Below are 15120 nucleotides of genomic sequence, written 5' to 3' on the forward strand. Positions count from 1 at the left end.
CGGGACCGCGCCGTCCGTCTTCTGCATCGATGGCACGACGACCTAGACAGGACGCGCCCGGCAGCTGGCACCACGTGGTGAACCGAGCGATCGCGAAGCGCCCGTACTTCGAGACCCGTTCCGATCAGCGCTACTTCCTGGCACGTCTTGCCGCCGAGGTGCGGAAGGGTCGGCTCGAGGTGCACGCGTACTGCCTCATGACGACGCACTTCCACCTGCTCGTGCGTAGTCGCGTCGGCGAGATGTCAGAAGCGATGCGACTGGTGCAGAACGCGTACTCTCGTCACTTCAATCGCCGGCGCCGACGCGATGGGCCACTGATCCGTGGCCGGTACTACTCGAAGCGCGTCGATACGGATCGCTATCGACGCGCGGTCGTGCGGTACATCGACGTGAACGCCGTCCTCGCACGTTTGGTCAAGACCCCCGCCGACCACGAGTTCGGAAGCGCGCGAGCGTTCATCTCGGGCTCGACGCCGCCGTGGCTCAGCCGCGACTGGATCGTGCCCCGCGCCCTCGAACTCACCGAATCGTCGCGATTCGACGGTGCCGCCTACCTCCACGCGTTCCATCCGAGCGCACACGAGAACGTCGAAGCACTCGTCGAACTCGTCGAGGCGCGCTTGCAGTGCGCCTGCGAGGCCGATCCGATCGACGACCTCATCGGCCGGACGCCGGTGCAGGTTCGCGAGTGGATGATCCGCAAGGCGGAGCTTGCCGACGGGCACCCGCTCGGGCTTCCCGTGTGTGGTCCGACCATCGTGTCGCGCTCTCTCGAACGCCATCTGGCAGCCGAGGGGTCGTGGGTCGTCGTGCGGAACGGGCGTGCGTGGGACGGTTCGGAGATCGCGCGGGTCGGACTCCTGCGCAACCTCGTCTCGATGACCCATCTGCGGATCGGACAGCTGCTGGGGCTCGGTCACTGGGCGACGGCCCATCGGGCGGAACTCCATCAGGTGCTCGTCCGGTCGGACGACGAGTACGGTCGCAGGGTCGCGAGCGTCGCCCGGTTCGCGATCGACCAGTCGGCGTGAGCGGGCGTGCCGTCGACGGGGAACTGCTCCGGTACTTCTTCGTGGTCAACCACCCCAGTGGTGTGCGACTCCGTACGGGGAGTCCGTACCCTCGCCCCCATGACCCAACCCACGACGATCGCGCTCGGACTCGGGAGCGGCGGCGCACGCGGCTACGCACACGTCGGCGTCCTGCGCTGGATCGAGGAGAACGGGCACCGCGTCGGAGCGATCGCGGGGTCGTCGATGGGCGCGCTGGTGGGCGGTGCCTACGCGGCCGGACGGCTCGACGACTTCGAAGAGTGGGCGCGCGCCATCCGCAAGAGCGACATCCTCGGCTTGCTCGACGTGGTCCTGGGCCGGCCGGGACTCGTTCGCGGCGAACGCTTGATGGGAGCGCTGCACGCGTTCGTGGACGACACCCGCATCGAGGACCTCCCCATCCCGTTCACGGCCGTCGCCTCGGACATCGAGCGCGAGACGGAGGTCTGGCTGTCGTCCGGCTCGCTCTACGACGCCGTGCGCGCCTCGATCTCGATCCCTCTGCTCTTCGTGCCGCACCGCATCGAAGGTCGAGAACTGCTCGACGGCGGCATCCTCGCTCCGGTGCCGATCGCGCCGACGCTCCACCGCGGCACGGACGTCGCGGTCGCCGTCAACCTCACGGGTCCGGTCGACGAGGAGTGGGTCGCCGCCCACGTGGTCGCCGAGCGCCAGGAGGACGACCGCGGCGCGATGCGGCGCGTCATCGACCGCTTCCTCGACGCGGTGCAGGAGCGCGCGAACAATGGTGACGGTTCGGATCCGTCGCTGCTCCACGTGGCCGCCGACGTCGTCGACGCGATGCAAGGTGCGATCGCGCGGATGAAGCTCGCGGCGCACCCGCCGGACCTCGAGATCACGATCCCGCGCAATGCGGCGCGCGTGCTCGAGTTCGACCGCGCGCACGAGTTGATCCACTTGGGCCATCGAGCTGCGGCCGAGCAGCTCGGGCCGTTCCTCGAGCGGCGCGTGTGAGGGACGACGAGCGAGATCGGCGCACGGCGGGCGGCGCGCTCCACGTGGCTCCGAACGTCCCACGCTGTCGCCTCGAGCGTCCGGCCCCGGCCCGCACCGGCGGCGCCCGACTCGTCCCCGGGGCCGCGTGGCTCGCGACGCGCCCGTGCCAGCCCGTGCCAGCCATGCCGAGAGGCACCTGGGCCCGGGCCGTTCCCATCGAAGGCACGAGCGCGACCAACGGGGCCAGGACGGGCCGCCGCCCAGATCCGGGCGAAAGTCCTCGGAGAAGCCCGGCCGCCGCCCAGGGCGCGGGGCCGCCACCCGACGGGCGCGGTCGTTCACGGGGCCAGCGGGTCCCCGGCCGGCTGGCCCCGAGCGCGCAGGTCCGCCCATGAACGAGGGGTCATCCCTCCATTTCGTGAAGGAGGCGCGAAATCGACCGTCCCCTCACCGACCCAGGGGCACTATCGTGTTTCGCAGGTCGATCGAGCGCTCCCCACCCCGCCCGTCGACCGCGACTCCCTCGAGCGACTCCGTTCCCCCGCGATGCTCCTGACGGGCGACCACTGTGGTCGATTCCCATCCCCTCAGGCTGCCTTCGTGTTCCCCCCGGATCCCGCCAGCCCATGCTTCTCGTCCCCACCATCGCACTCGGTGCGATCGCTCTCGCGTTGCCCCCGGTTCGCGGAGTCGAGGCTTCGGCGTCGTCCTGTGCGGCGTCGCCGGCCCCCATCTCCGCTCCTTCGCTCGCGGGCGAGGCACTCGACTCCGAGCCCGTGCGCCTGACCGCGCGCGACGGCCGCAAGCTCGAGGGCACCTTCTATCCGGTGCCGAAGGTGAACGACCCGGTCGCCGCCGTGCTGCTCATCCACGACCTCGGCGCCGACCGCGCGCAGCTCGAGCCGCTCGTCGAGCGCCTGGTGAAGAAGAAGCTCGCGGTGCTGACGTTCGACCTGCGCGGACACGGCGCGAGCGCGGACGAGGAGTGCGACTGGAGCGCGATGGACGAGGCCGCCCAGTCGCGACTCGTGCCCTTCATGGTCCACGACATCGGAGCCGCGATGGAGTGGCTCTCGGACGACAGTCGCGTGCTGGGCGCCCGTCAGCACGTCATCGGCCAGGGCTTCGGCGCCCTGCTCGCCGCGCGCGCCGCCGCCGACGAGCGCGTCACCAGCCTGACGCTGATCGAGCCCCAACTCGACGCCCACAACTTCCAACTCGCCGGACTGCTCGACGACGCGGCCGGCCTGCCGATGCAGCTCGTCGCTCCGAAGGACGCCTGCGAGCGCTACGAGACGTTCCTGAAGGACGAAGAGCTCGAGGACGTGATCGAGATCCAAGCGGTCAAGTGCGACGCGGGCGAGTGCGCCGGCGACAAGCGCTTCGGAACCTCCCTCTCGAAGTGGGTCGACGACCGCCGCGACGGAGCCACCTCCGGCACCAGCGGCGGCAAGCGCAAGCGCGGCTGAACGGCCGACCACCGATCGAGCGCTCAGGCGCCCGCGAAGGCCCCGCTGCCCCCCCGAGATCCGGGGAGGCAGCGGGGTCTTCTCGTTGGTGCACGGGCGTCCGGGACAGGGAAGCGCGCCGTCGGTGGAGACCTGCCACCCGGGGGCCGGGGCCCGCTCCTCCGCTCCATGGGTCCTTCTCCGGCGAGCTGACGCCAATGGCGGGCCCTCAAGGTGCGGCATTTCGTCGCAGGGTGTACAAGGAGTCTCCCCCCATCGAGGCGATCGTCCTGCCCCCCCCTACTCCCTCACCAGGAGCGAGCGGCCCAACCAGCCGTTCGGACGATGTTCGATCCGAAAGTCACCAAATGGGCCCGCATCGCGCTGAGCGATCCGGGTTACTTCACCGATGTCATCCGGCGCAAGTCGCGCAAGGCCCTGGCCCTCGATCGGCGCTTCGGCGGCGGCCGCAGCTTCGGACCCAGCGGCCTCGTCATGACGCTCACCTGGCGCTGCAACCTGCGCTGCCAGATGTGCGACCAGTACGGCGACGACTACAAGCAGCCGCTGTCGAAGCTGACGCGCGAGGACGAGCTCGAGTTGTCGGAGTGGCAGCGCGTGGTCGACGAGACCTTCAAGTACCGCTGCGAGTACAACCTGTTCGGCGGCGAGCCGCTCCTGTTCGACGGCGCGGTCGACCTGATCCGCCACATCAAGGCCAAGGGCCGGCGCTGTTCGATCACGACCAACGGCACGCTGCTCGATCGCTACGGCGAGGACATCGTCACGTCCGGCCTGGACGCGATGGGCGTTTCGGTCGACGGTCCGCCCGACGTCCACGACGAGATCCGCGGCAGCGACGGCAGCTTCGAGCGCATCTCCAAGGGCATCCGACAGGTCAAGGCCTGGCGCGAGAAGCACGGGACGCGCACGCCGCGCATCCACATCAACTCGGTCGTGACCCTGTGGAACCACGACCGGATGCTCGAGATGGTCGAGCTCGCGCGCGAACTGGGAGTGGACGGGCTGACGTTCCAGCACCTCAACTTCCTCGAGCCGCGCACCATGCACTCGCACATGGACTACTTCCGCAAGCGGTTCCAGTACGACTGGCCGACGCGCGAGAAGGACCTGGGTTTCCTCGACACGTCGGGCTTCGACGCCGACGTGATCCACGAGCAGGTCACGAAGATCCGGAAGCTGGAGGGTCTACCGATCTCGTTCCTCCCCGACCTGACGACACGCGAGGAGATCCACGGCTACTACCACGACATCGACTTCAAGTTCCAGGAGAGCTCCTGCGTCAACCCCTGGATCCACGTCACGATCAACCCGAAGGGCGTCGTGACACCGTGCATGGAGTATCCGGTGGGCAACGTGCGCGACGCGGACTTCGCCTCGATCTGGAACGGCGAGGTCTTTCGCTCCTTCCGCTCCGAGCTGAAGCAACAGGGCCTGTTCCCCGGCTACTGCCAACGCTGCTGCCATCGCCGGTTCAAGAGCACGAAGGGTGTGATCGCGGCGCGCTACATGTAGAGGGGCGGTAGCGGTGGAACCCGGTGCGCCGGGCTGTCGGGGTGCTCGTCCCCGTGCTCGATGAGGGGCCGCCCCTCGACGCCCGTTCCACCGCGCCACGAGGAGCGAGCCCGTCCGTGGCCCTCTCGGGTGGTCGCGCGGGGCGGAGCGCCGTGGGCGAAGGACCCGTCGGCCGGGTTCGGGCCTGCTAGGCTGGCCGCCCCGACTCCCGTCCCCCGGAACCCCACATGCTGCCCTCCCCCCATTCGGTCCTGACGCGCGGACGCGCGCTGGCCGGCTCCCTCGCCCTGTGCCTCGCCGTCGTGCTCGGCCTGGTCGGCGAAGCCCAACCCACCCGTCCCGGCCAGGGCGCGACCGTCTTCGTCGGCGCGCACCTGATCCCGATCTCCTCGGCTCCGATCGAGGACGGCGTCCTGATCGTGCGCGGCGGGAAGATCGAGGCGATCGGCGAGCGCGGCGCAGTCGCGATCCCCGACGGCGCCACGGTCGTCGACCTCACCGGCCAGGTGCTGATGCCGGGTCTCGTCTGCACGCACAGCCACGTGGGCGCGCCCTACGCCGCCGACGGGTCGGGACCGCTGCAACCCGAGGTGTCGAGCGTCGACTCGGTCAACGTCCACTCGCCGACGGTGCACCGCGCGCGCGCCGGCGGACTGACGACGATCAACGCGATGCCCGGCTCGGGGCATCTGATGGGCGGCCAGACCGCGTACCTCAAGCTGCGCCTCGGCAACACGGTCGACGACCTCGTCTACCGCTTCGACGACGGCGCGCCGATGGGCGGCCTCAAGATGGCGAACGGCACGAATCCGCAGCGTTCCTCGCCCTTCCCCGGAACGCGTGCGAAGTCGGCCGCCCTGGTGCGCGAGAAGTTCCTCGCCGCCCAGAGCTACCTCGCGAAGAAGAACGCCGCCGCCGAGGACGACGAGAAGGAGGCGCCCGACGTGGATCTGGGGCTGGAGGCCCTGTGCGAGGTGCTCGAGGGCAAGCGCATCGTCCACCACCACACCCACCGTCACGACGACATCATGACGGTCGTCCGCCTCTCCCAGGAGTTCGGCTTCCGCGTGGTCCTGCACCACGTGTCGGAGGGTTGGAAGGTGGCCGACGAGATCGCCGCCGCCGGCATCCCGTCGTCCGTGATCCTCGTCGACTCGCCGGGCGGCAAGCTCGAAGCGCGCGACCTGTCGTTCGACACCTGCCGCATGCTGTACGAAGCCGGCGCGCCGATCGCGATCCACACCGACGACTACATCACCGACAGTCGCCTCTTCCTGCGCTCGGCCGCGTTGGCCGTGCGCGCCGGACTGCCGCGCGAAGCCGCGCTGGCCGCCGTGACGCTCGAGGGCGCGAAGATGCTCGATCTCGGCGATCGCATCGGCAGCCTCGAAGTGGGCAAGGACGCCGACCTGTGCGTGCTCGACGGCGATCCCTTGTCGGTCTACTCGCTGGTGACGCGCACCTACGTCGAGGGCGAGCTCGTCTTCGACCTCTCGAACCCCGACGATCGCATCTACGCGGTCGGTGGGCCCGGAGCCGGCGAGGAGCGCGTCTTCAGCGCCTGTTGCGCCGTCATGGACGGCTTCGGTGGAGGTGACCAATGATGCGCGCCATGTACTCCCCTCTCGCACTCGGACTCGCGGCCCTCGCCCTCGCGACGGCCCCCTTCGTCCTCGAAGCCGACACGCCCGCGCCGGCCCAGGAGGCGAGCGCGACTCGCCTCGCCATCCGCGCCGGCACCGTCCACACCATGGCCGGCGATCCGATCACGAACGGCGTGATCCTGATCGAGAACGGTCTGGTCACGGCGGTCGGTCCGGCCGCCTCGGTGCCGATCCCCGCGGGCGTGCGCGTGCTCGAGGCGCGCGTCGCCGTGCCCGGTCTGATCGACGCGCACTCGTGCGTCGGCCTCGCGGGCTGGTTGAACATCGAGCACGACAAGGACGAGGTGGATCGCAGCGGCTCGGCCCAGCCCGAACTGCGCGCGATCGACGCCTACAACACGCGCGAGCCGCTCGTGAAGTGGCTGCGCGGTTTCGGCGTCACCACGGTGCACACGGGGCACGGGCCGCTGGCCCTGATCTCGGGTCAGACGATGATCACGAAGACCTTCGGCGACACGATCGAGGACGCCGTCCTCGTGCCGGAAGCCATGGTCGCAGCCTGCATGACCTCGGCCGCGCGCGGCGACGGCGGACCGGGCACGCGCGCCAAGGTCATGGCGGAGCTGCGCCAGCACCTGATGACGGGTGCCAAGCACGCGTCCGCCATGGCGAAGGCCGAGGCCGACGACGAGGTCGACGCTCCGGATCGCGACCTGCGCAAGGAAGCCCTCGCCCGCGTCGCGAACGGCACGACGCCGTTGATGGTCACGGCCCACGAAGCCGCCGACCTGATCAACGTGCTGCGTCTGCACGCGGAGTTCCCGGACGTGCGCTTCGTGATCGACGGGGCCGCCGAGGCGCCGCTCGTGCTCGACGAACTGGTCGAAGCGGGCCTGCCGATCATCCTCCACCCGACGATGTACCGCGCGGGCGGCGACACGAAGGACCTGTCGATGGAGACGGCGAAAGTGCTGATCGAAGCCGGTCTCACGGTCGCGATGCAGTCCGGCTACGAGGGCTACGTGCCGCGCACGCGCGTGGTCCTGTTCGAAGCCGCCATCGCCGCGCGCTACGGCGTCCCGTTCGAGCGCGCCCTGGGGATGATCACGATCGACGCCGCGCGACTGCTCGGCGTGGACGACCGCATCGGAAGCCTCGAAGTGGGCAAGCACGGCGACGTGGCGCTCTTCGACGGCGATCCGTTCGAGTACACCTCGCACTGCGTGGGCACGGTGATCGAGGGCGAGATCGTCGCGACCGGCGAACGCGAACTCTGAGCCGCACGGCGCGCCGGACCCCTTGCAGACCGCCGAGCGCGACCCGGCCGCCACGTTGGCGGCCCGCGACGCCGCCGTCGCCCTGATCCTGGGCGCGGCGGCGTTCGCGCTGTACGCGGCCACACGTCAGTGGCGCATCTACGGCGACGGTCCGGCCCTTCTGTCGTCGCTCACCCACGACCCACACGGGAACTGGGGTTGGATCCACGTGGCCTTCATGCCCGTGGCGCGCTTCTGGAACGGAGCGTTCGACTGGAGCACGCCCGCCGAGGCACTGCGCTTCCTCGCGGCCACCGGCGGAGCGGTGACCGTCGCGACCACGTACCTGATCGCGCGCTGCTTCGGCGCGCGCACCACGAGCGCTGCACTCGTCGCCGCGCTCCTCGCCGTCACGCCCGCGCTGTGGTTCTACTCGACGACGATCGAGGTCCACAGCGTGCACGCGGCGACGATCGGACTCCTGGCCGTGGCGACGTTCCTCGCGCCCTGGCACAGGCCGGCCCTGGCGCTCGCCCTCGTCGCCGTGCTGCTTCCGCTGCTCCACCTCACCCACCAGTCGGGTGCGACGTTGCACCTCGTGTGGATCCTGCTCGTCCGCGCGGCGTGGTCCAGGCGAACCGGCCGCGTCGTCACCTGGCGCACGACCGCGCTCGTCGTCGCGCCGGTCATGACGGTCTCGCTGGTCGCAGCACTTCTCCTGTCCGAGCACCTGCGCGCCGAACCCGACTTCGTCGGAGCGAGCGACGTCGGCGCTTTCATCACGCAGAGCCGCGTCGAACTCACCGGTTGGCGCCTCGCGGGCCTGTGGGGCTGGCCGATCGGTTGGCTGTGGCTGGCGCTCGTCCCGGCCCTTCTCGCACCGCGCGCCCGGCGTTCGTCCGGACTCGTCGCACTCGTCGCCGCGGCCCCGCTCGTGGCCTTCTTCACCTGGCTCGGCGTGCCGGAGCGCGGCGCCTATTCGCTCGGGTTCCTGCCCTTCGTCGCAGCGTTCGTCGCCAGCGGAGCGGACGAGTTCGTCGAGCGCTTCGGCGCGAATCGCCCCGCGCTGGGCCGGGTCGCGACGGTCGCGGGTGTCCTTCTCGTCGCGCTCCAGGCATGGCACGGAGTGGCGAGCAACGCACAGGTGGACGACGGCAGCTGGCGCGCGCGATCGGACGCACGGGGTGCCTTCGTGCGCGCGCTCGCGGATGGTCCGATCAGCCTCGTCTCCATCAACCGCGCCGGGCAGTTGGTCGAGACCTCGGAGCCGACCATCCGCGAGGTCGACCTCCTCGCGCGCTTGACGGGAGCCCAGCGCGCGGGCGTGCCGATCGCCGTCCTCGAAGAGCAGATCGTGCTCGTGCTCGAGAGCCTGCGCACCGCTCTGGACAGCACGGTGGTCGTCGACCTCGGCCATCGCGCCCACCTCGACGACGCCCCCGAGCTGGCGGAGATCCTCCCCGCGCTCGAGGAGCGGATCGAGGCGACCTACACCGTGACCGAGCACGATCACGACGGGCGCCTGTACTGGGTGCTCGAAGGTCGCCGCCCCTGAACGGTCGAGGGCTCGGGTCGATTTCCCTCGAAGTGCGCTCGAGGTTCGCTGCGCGCGGGGACGAAGTACCCCCCACGCGGCCCGGGGAAGGGATGCGATACAGCGAGTCCCACCAGCGATGGTGGACGTTCCGGCGCGCGGCACAAGGGGTGTCGCGGGGCGTTGTTTCGTAGATCGCCGCCCCGCCCGTGTGCAGCAGCCCCACGTGGACCGAGGTCCCGTGCGCACACCATGCGGAAGTCTCTCACTCGCCCTCTCGGACTCGCCCTGACCGCGTCCCTCGTCCTCGCGTCGCCGGCCATCGCCCAGGACGAGTGCACGTCGACGAACGACTCGAACCCGAGCAACGAGGAGCGCACGAGCTCGATCGAGCTGCGCAGCTACCTCGGGCACGCCTTCGAACGCGCGCTCGATCGCACCGCGGTCGAAGCCCTCGAGACCTGGGGCCCGTGGGCCTCCGCACGCGGCTACACCGGTTATCTGAGCCCCGATCAGACGATCCTGTTCTTCGCGCTCGACCGCCGCTCCGGGGCCGAGGAGATGGCGACGATCGAGCGCGTCGAACGCTCGCTGGCCGAGATCCTGCCGACGCCGCGCACCCGCAACCGCGGACCGATCACCGGCACCGGCGGCCCGACGACGAAGGTCTACCCGCTCGGTGGCGACGTGCCGCTGTGGAAGCACGACCTCGATCCGATCGACGAGCACACGGGCGTTCTGTTCGAGCTCGACAGCGACGAGCACCTCTCGGAACTGATCGAGAGCGCCAACGACGTCCTGCCCAGTCACACGCAGGTCCGTCACCTCGGCGAGCGCAACCGATCGCTCCTGACCGAGGAACTCGCGGCCTACGTCTGGCGCGTGGGCTCCTGCCCCGACGACAACCAGGTCGCGCACGCCGCGGCGCAGTTCACCCTCGCACGGCGCTTCCGCTTCCTGCCCGCCTGGCTGCGCGACGGCCTGGCCTGGCACGCGGAGTTCGCGGCCACGGGCTCGGTGCGCTGCCTCCCGGACAGCCGCGGCGAGAGCAGCCGCGACTTCGTCGAGGACTGGCGCGTGGACGAACGCGTGCGACCGTTCGAGGGCACCTGGGCCGAGCGACTCGAACGCCTGCACGACTTCGGCAGCAGCGAGCGCTACGTGCTCGACGCGGGCCTCGCGTTCCTGCTGGTCGAGGACCTGCGCGAGCGCGACGCGCAGACCTTCGCGAACGCCGCCGAGGAACTGCGCCTGTACTGGGAGGACCACTCCGTCCGCCACCACCCGACGCACGGCTTCCAGCGCCGCTACGACTACCGCACGCCGACGCACGTGCAGGGTCGCATCCTGAGCCCGCTGCTCGGCGCCCCGGTGCGCGTCGACTGATCGCGAACCAGCGGTCGCGGCCGATGGGCGCTCAGGCGGCGCCCTCTCGGAGCAGCATCCAGCACAGCCCCGCGACCCAGGCCACCCACAGCACGGTCGCGACGGCGACCTGGGCCTGGAAGCTGCGCTTGACCGTCTTGTGGCGGAACCGGCGCATCCCCAGCAGGAGCCCGAACGGGCCGGCCACGAGGACCGGCGCGATCAGGCGCTTCTCCGGGATGCGGCGCTGCTGGAGCCGCGCCGCCCGCTTGTCCCACCAGACCTGGGCGAAGGCCCACAGGTTGACGGCGCAGAATCCGCCGACGACGGCGAGGGGTGTCCAGGAGGGCCAGTTCATGCGCGGAGTGTGACCAGGCGCAGGCCCGCGCTCCAGCCCCCTCCCGACCGCACTTGTCGCTGGGCCGTCGCGCGTGCGAACATGGCCCGCCATGGCTTCTTCCATCGTCGAGCTGAAGGTCAATGGCGACACCGTCGAGGTGGCCGCGCCGGACCACTTCACGCTGCTCGAGGTCCTGCGCTACCGCCTCGGCCTGACCGGCAGCAAGCAGGGCTGCGACAAGGGTGACTGCGGCGCGTGCACGGTGCTCGTGGACGGCGAACCGGTCCTGGCCTGCCTGACGTTGGCGCGACTCGCGGTCGGCCACGAGGTGACCACGATCGAGGGTCTGATGCCGGCGCACCTGCGCGCGGGCGGCACCGGCGCGGACCCGGTCCAGGAGGCGTTCGATCGCTGCGGCGCGCTGCAGTGCGGCTTCTGCCAGCCGGGGATGATGCTCTCGGCGCGCGCGCTCCTGGACCGCGAACCGAACCCGTCGCGCGCCGCGATCAAGGGCGCGCTGTCCGGCAACCTGTGCCGCTGCACCGGCTACACCCAGATCATCGAGGCGGTGGAGACGGCGATCGCCGCGAGCACGGAACGGGCGCCCGACGGAGGAAGCCGCTGATGGGCGCGCGCGACCAGCACGGCGTCGACGCCCCTTGGGTGGATCCGGCCAGGTCGAGCACGAACGGCGCCGACGGCTTCGCGGTCGTCGGCCGCCGCAACCGCAAGATCGACGGCCTGTCGAAGGCGACCGGAGCGGCCGTCTACGCGGACGACATCGCCCTGCCCGGCATGCTGCACGCGAAGTTCGTCCGCAGCACGAAGGCCCACGCGCGCATCGTCTCGATCGACACGAGCGCCGCCCTGGCCCTGCCCGGCGTGCACGCGGTGATCACGGGGAAGGACCTGCCGATCAACTACGGCGTCATTCCGTGGACGCCGGACGAACACGCCCTCGCTCTCGAGAAGGTGCGCTTCATCGGGGACGAGGTGGCCGCCGTCGCCGCGATCGACGAAGAGACCGCGAACCGCGCGATCAAGCTGGTGAAGGTCGAGTACGAGGACCTGCCGGCCTTCCTCGACCCCGAGGAGGCGCTCGCCAACCCGACGCCTCAGATCCACGCCACGCCGAAGAAACCCGAGCGCGGCAACGTCAGCAAGCACGTGCTGCTCGAGTTCGGTGACGTGGACGGCGCGTTCGAGGGCGCGGCCGCGGTGGTCGCGGGCGAGTACTCCTTCCACGGCACGACGCACGCCGCGATCGAACCCCACTGCGCGGTCGCCCAGTGCTCGCCGGACGGGAACCTGACCCTGTGGTCGTCGACCCAGATCACGCACTACGTCCACCGCGCGTTGGCGCACGTGCTCGAGCTGCCGCCGGCTCGGATCCGCGTGATCCAGCCCTGCATCGGCGGCGCGTTCGGCGGAAAGTCCGACCCGTTCGGCTTCGAGTTCTGCGCGGCCAAGCTCGCGCAGATCACGGGGCGCCCGGTGAAGATGCTGCTGACGCGCGAAGAGGTCTTCTACCTGCACCGCGGTCGGCACCCGATGCAGCTCGCCTACCGCACGGCCGCCGACGCCGACGGGAAGCTGCGCGGCGTCGACGCCAAGATCCTGATCGACGGCGGCGCGTACTCGAGCTTCGGACTCGTGACGACGTACTACTCGGGCCAACTGCTCGGCGGTCCGGTCCACCTGCCGACCTACCGCTTCGACTCCACGCGCGTGTTCACCAACAAGCCGCCTTGCGGACCGAAGCGCGGACACGGCTCGGTCCAACCGCGCTTCGCGTTCGAGATCCAACTCGACGAACTGGCGCACGAACTCGATCTCGACCCGATCGAGCTGCGCCGCCGCAACTTCCAGGGCGAGCACGTCGAGACCGTCAACGGCCAGCGCATCACCTCGAACGGCTTCCTGGCCTGTCTCGACGAGGTCGAGCGCGCGAGCGGCTGGAAGGAGCGGCGCGGAAAACTCCCCCACGGCCGCGGCCTGGGCGTCGCGGGCTCGATGTACATCTCGGGCACGAACTACCCGATCTATCCGAACGACATGCCCCAGGCTGGCATCCAGCTGAAGGTCGACCGTTCGGGCCTCGTCACGGCCTTCACGGGCGGCAACGACATCGGTCAAGGCTCGAGCAGTGTCGTGCGCGACCTGGTGGCCGAGGAGCTGGGCATGGATCCCGCCGACGTGCGCGTGGTGGCCTCCGACACCGACCTGTGCCCGGTGGACCTGGGCGCGTACAGCTCGCGCGTGACGTTCATGGTCGGCAACGCGACGATCGACGCCGCGCGCGCGTTGCGCCGCCGCATCGTCGACGCCATCGCGGCCGAGTGGGAGATCGACGCGAGGCGGATCTTCATGGGCGGCGGAACGGTCTTCGACCTCGAGGATCGCGACCGGCTCGTCACGACGCGCGAAGCCTTCCAGATCGCCGAGGCGCGGCTCGACACCTTGGGGTCGACCGGCTCGTACAACACGCCGACGCTCGGTGGCGACTACCGCGGCGGCACGATCGGCGCATCGCCCGCCTACTCGTTCACGGCCCACGCGGTCGAGGTCAGCGTCGACGAGGAGACCGGGCGACTGACGGTCGAGAACTGCTGGATCGCCCACGACTGCGGCCGCGCGCTCAATCCGATGCTCGTGGCGGGCCAGATGGAGGGGTCGGCGTACATGGGGTTGGCCGAGGCGCTGTTCGAGGTGCACGACGTGAATCGCTTCGGCCTGCACAGCGGACCCTCGTTGCTCGACTACCGCATGGCGACCACGGTCGACACGCCCGAGCTGCACGCGTTGATCGTCGAGAGCCTCGACCCCGAAGGACCCTACGGTGCCAAGGAAGCCGGGGAGGGCCCGCTGCACCCGGCGCTGCCCGCCCTCTCGAACGCCGTCTTCGACGCGGTCGGCGTGCGCCTGCGCCATCTGCCGTTCACCCCGGGCAACGTGCTGCGCGAGCTCCGTGCGGCCCGCGCCACCTCGCAACGGGAGCGTGCGTCGTGCTGAGGATGCAAGGATTCGACCTGGCCACGCCGACGACCGTCGACGAGGCCGTGGCCCTGCTCGCGCGCGAGGGCTCGCTGGCCATCGCCGGCGGCACCGACCTGTTGCCGAACATCAAGCACGAGCTGTTCGAGCCGCGCACGGTCGTCGCCCTCGGTGGCATCGAGGAACTGCGCGGCATCGAGCTCGAGTCGGACGGCACGCTCTCCATCGGCGCGACGACCACGCTCGCGCACGTCGCCGCCCACGACGAGGTGCGCTGTCGGGCGACGGCCCTGGCCCAGGCGGCTTCGCTGGTCGCCGGTCCGCAGCTGCGCACGATGGGCACGCTGGGTGGCAACGTCCTGCTCGACACGCGTTGCCAGTGGTACAACCAGTCGTACTTCTGGCGGCAGTCGCTCGGCTTCTGTCTGAAGAAGGACGGCAGCGTCTGCCACGTGATCGAATCGGGATCGAAGTGCGTCGCGGCGGCCAGCAACGACACGGCCGCGCCGCTGCTGACGCTCGACGCCGAACTCGAATTCGCCAGCAACACCGGTCGCCGGCGCCTGCCAATCGCCGAGCTGTACAAGTCGGACGGTGTGGCCAACCTGCGCAAGGAACCAGGCGAACTGTTGGTGCGCGTTCGCATCCCCGCCCTCGAAACCGGACGCGAACGACTCGGCGCCTACGGCAAGCTGCGCGAACGCGGCTCGATCGACTTCCCCCTGCTCGGCGTCGCGGTCAGACTCGACGTCGTCGACGATCGCATCGTGCACGCGGCGCTCGGGGCGATCGCTCTGCAGGCGCGCCCGCTCGCGCTCCAGAAGGCCGCGGCGGCGTTGATCGACGCGCCGGCTTCGGGCCCGGGCTTCGACGACGCGGTCCTCGCCTGCGCGGCCGCCGCGGCGCGCCAACTGCACCCCGTCGCGAACGTCCCGGGCGACGCGCAGTGGCGCAAGGAGATGGCGCCGGTCTACGTGCGCGAGACCGTGCGCGCGGCGCGAGCGGGCACCGGGCCGGTGCACGGGCGATGA

The 15120-nt window shown here is 70.4% G+C and carries 12 protein-coding genes; 11 read left to right on the forward strand and 1 reads right to left on the reverse strand.

Annotation, left to right across the window (positions count from 1 at the left end; genetic code table 11):
- The first annotated feature begins 29 nt into the window (after positions 1 to 29).
- The 8 genes from Pla163_RS12525 (at position 30) to Pla163_RS12560 (ending at position 10776) form a co-directional block, all read left to right on the forward strand.
- Positions 30 to 1034, forward strand: coding sequence for a transposase (locus Pla163_RS12525; RefSeq protein ID WP_145188786.1), 1005 nt, complete (start codon positions 30 to 32; stop codon positions 1032 to 1034).
- A gap of 99 nt (positions 1035 to 1133) precedes the next feature.
- Positions 1134 to 2030: a patatin-like phospholipase family protein gene (locus tag Pla163_RS12530; RefSeq protein ID WP_145188789.1), complete on the forward strand. Its 897-nt coding sequence runs from the start codon at positions 1134 to 1136 to the stop codon at positions 2028 to 2030.
- A gap of 608 nt (positions 2031 to 2638) precedes the next feature.
- Complete coding sequence (locus Pla163_RS12535) at positions 2639 to 3481, forward strand: alpha/beta hydrolase (RefSeq protein WP_145188792.1); 843 nt, start codon at positions 2639 to 2641, stop codon at positions 3479 to 3481.
- A 324-nt stretch (positions 3482 to 3805) separates the two neighbouring features.
- Positions 3806 to 4996: a radical SAM protein gene (locus Pla163_RS12540; RefSeq protein WP_145188797.1), complete on the forward strand. Its 1191-nt coding sequence runs from the start codon at positions 3806 to 3808 to the stop codon at positions 4994 to 4996.
- Positions 4997 to 5223: 227 nt separating this feature from the next.
- Positions 5224 to 6600, forward strand: a complete 1377-nt coding sequence (locus Pla163_RS12545; RefSeq protein WP_419185887.1) for an amidohydrolase family protein — start codon at positions 5224 to 5226, stop codon at positions 6598 to 6600.
- Between the two features lie 8 nt (positions 6601 to 6608).
- Positions 6609 to 7877 carry an amidohydrolase family protein gene (locus Pla163_RS12550; protein WP_145188801.1) on the forward strand — a complete coding sequence of 423 codons (1269 nt, stop codon included), beginning with the start codon at positions 6609 to 6611 and terminating at the stop codon, positions 7875 to 7877.
- A gap of 22 nt (positions 7878 to 7899) precedes the next feature.
- Complete coding sequence (locus Pla163_RS12555) at positions 7900 to 9411, forward strand: hypothetical protein (protein WP_145188804.1); 1512 nt, start codon at positions 7900 to 7902, stop codon at positions 9409 to 9411.
- 231 nt (positions 9412 to 9642) lie between these two features.
- Positions 9643 to 10776, forward strand: a complete 1134-nt coding sequence (locus Pla163_RS12560) for a hypothetical protein (RefSeq protein ID WP_145188807.1) — start codon at positions 9643 to 9645, stop codon at positions 10774 to 10776.
- 31 nt (positions 10777 to 10807) lie between these two features.
- Here Pla163_RS12560 and Pla163_RS12565 read toward each other — a convergent pair whose 3' ends face one another.
- Positions 10808 to 11113, reverse strand: a complete 306-nt coding sequence (locus tag Pla163_RS12565) for a DUF1294 domain-containing protein (RefSeq protein WP_419185888.1) — start codon at positions 11111 to 11113, stop codon at positions 10808 to 10810.
- Positions 11114 to 11204: 91 nt separating this feature from the next.
- Between Pla163_RS12565 and Pla163_RS12570 the strand changes: the two genes are divergently transcribed.
- Genes Pla163_RS12570 through Pla163_RS12580 form a run of 3 tightly spaced genes read left to right on the forward strand, consistent with a single transcriptional unit; the run spans position 11205 to position 15120 of the window.
- A complete protein-coding gene (locus tag Pla163_RS12570) occupies positions 11205 to 11720 on the forward strand; it encodes a (2Fe-2S)-binding protein (RefSeq protein WP_145188813.1) in 516 nt (171 codons plus the stop codon).
- On the forward strand, positions 11720 to 14107 hold the full coding sequence (locus Pla163_RS12575; RefSeq protein WP_145188816.1) for a xanthine dehydrogenase family protein molybdopterin-binding subunit: 2388 nt from the start codon (positions 11720 to 11722) through the stop codon (positions 14105 to 14107). Before Pla163_RS12570 ends, Pla163_RS12575 begins: the two co-directional genes overlap by 1 nt.
- 2 nt (positions 14108 to 14109) lie before the next feature.
- A complete protein-coding gene (locus tag Pla163_RS12580; protein ID WP_145188819.1) occupies positions 14110 to 15120 on the forward strand; it encodes an FAD binding domain-containing protein in 1011 nt (336 codons plus the stop codon).

Origin of the sequence: Rohdeia mirabilis, assembly GCA_007750655.1 — a bacterium.
Classification (GTDB): domain Bacteria; phylum Planctomycetota; class UBA1135; order UBA1135.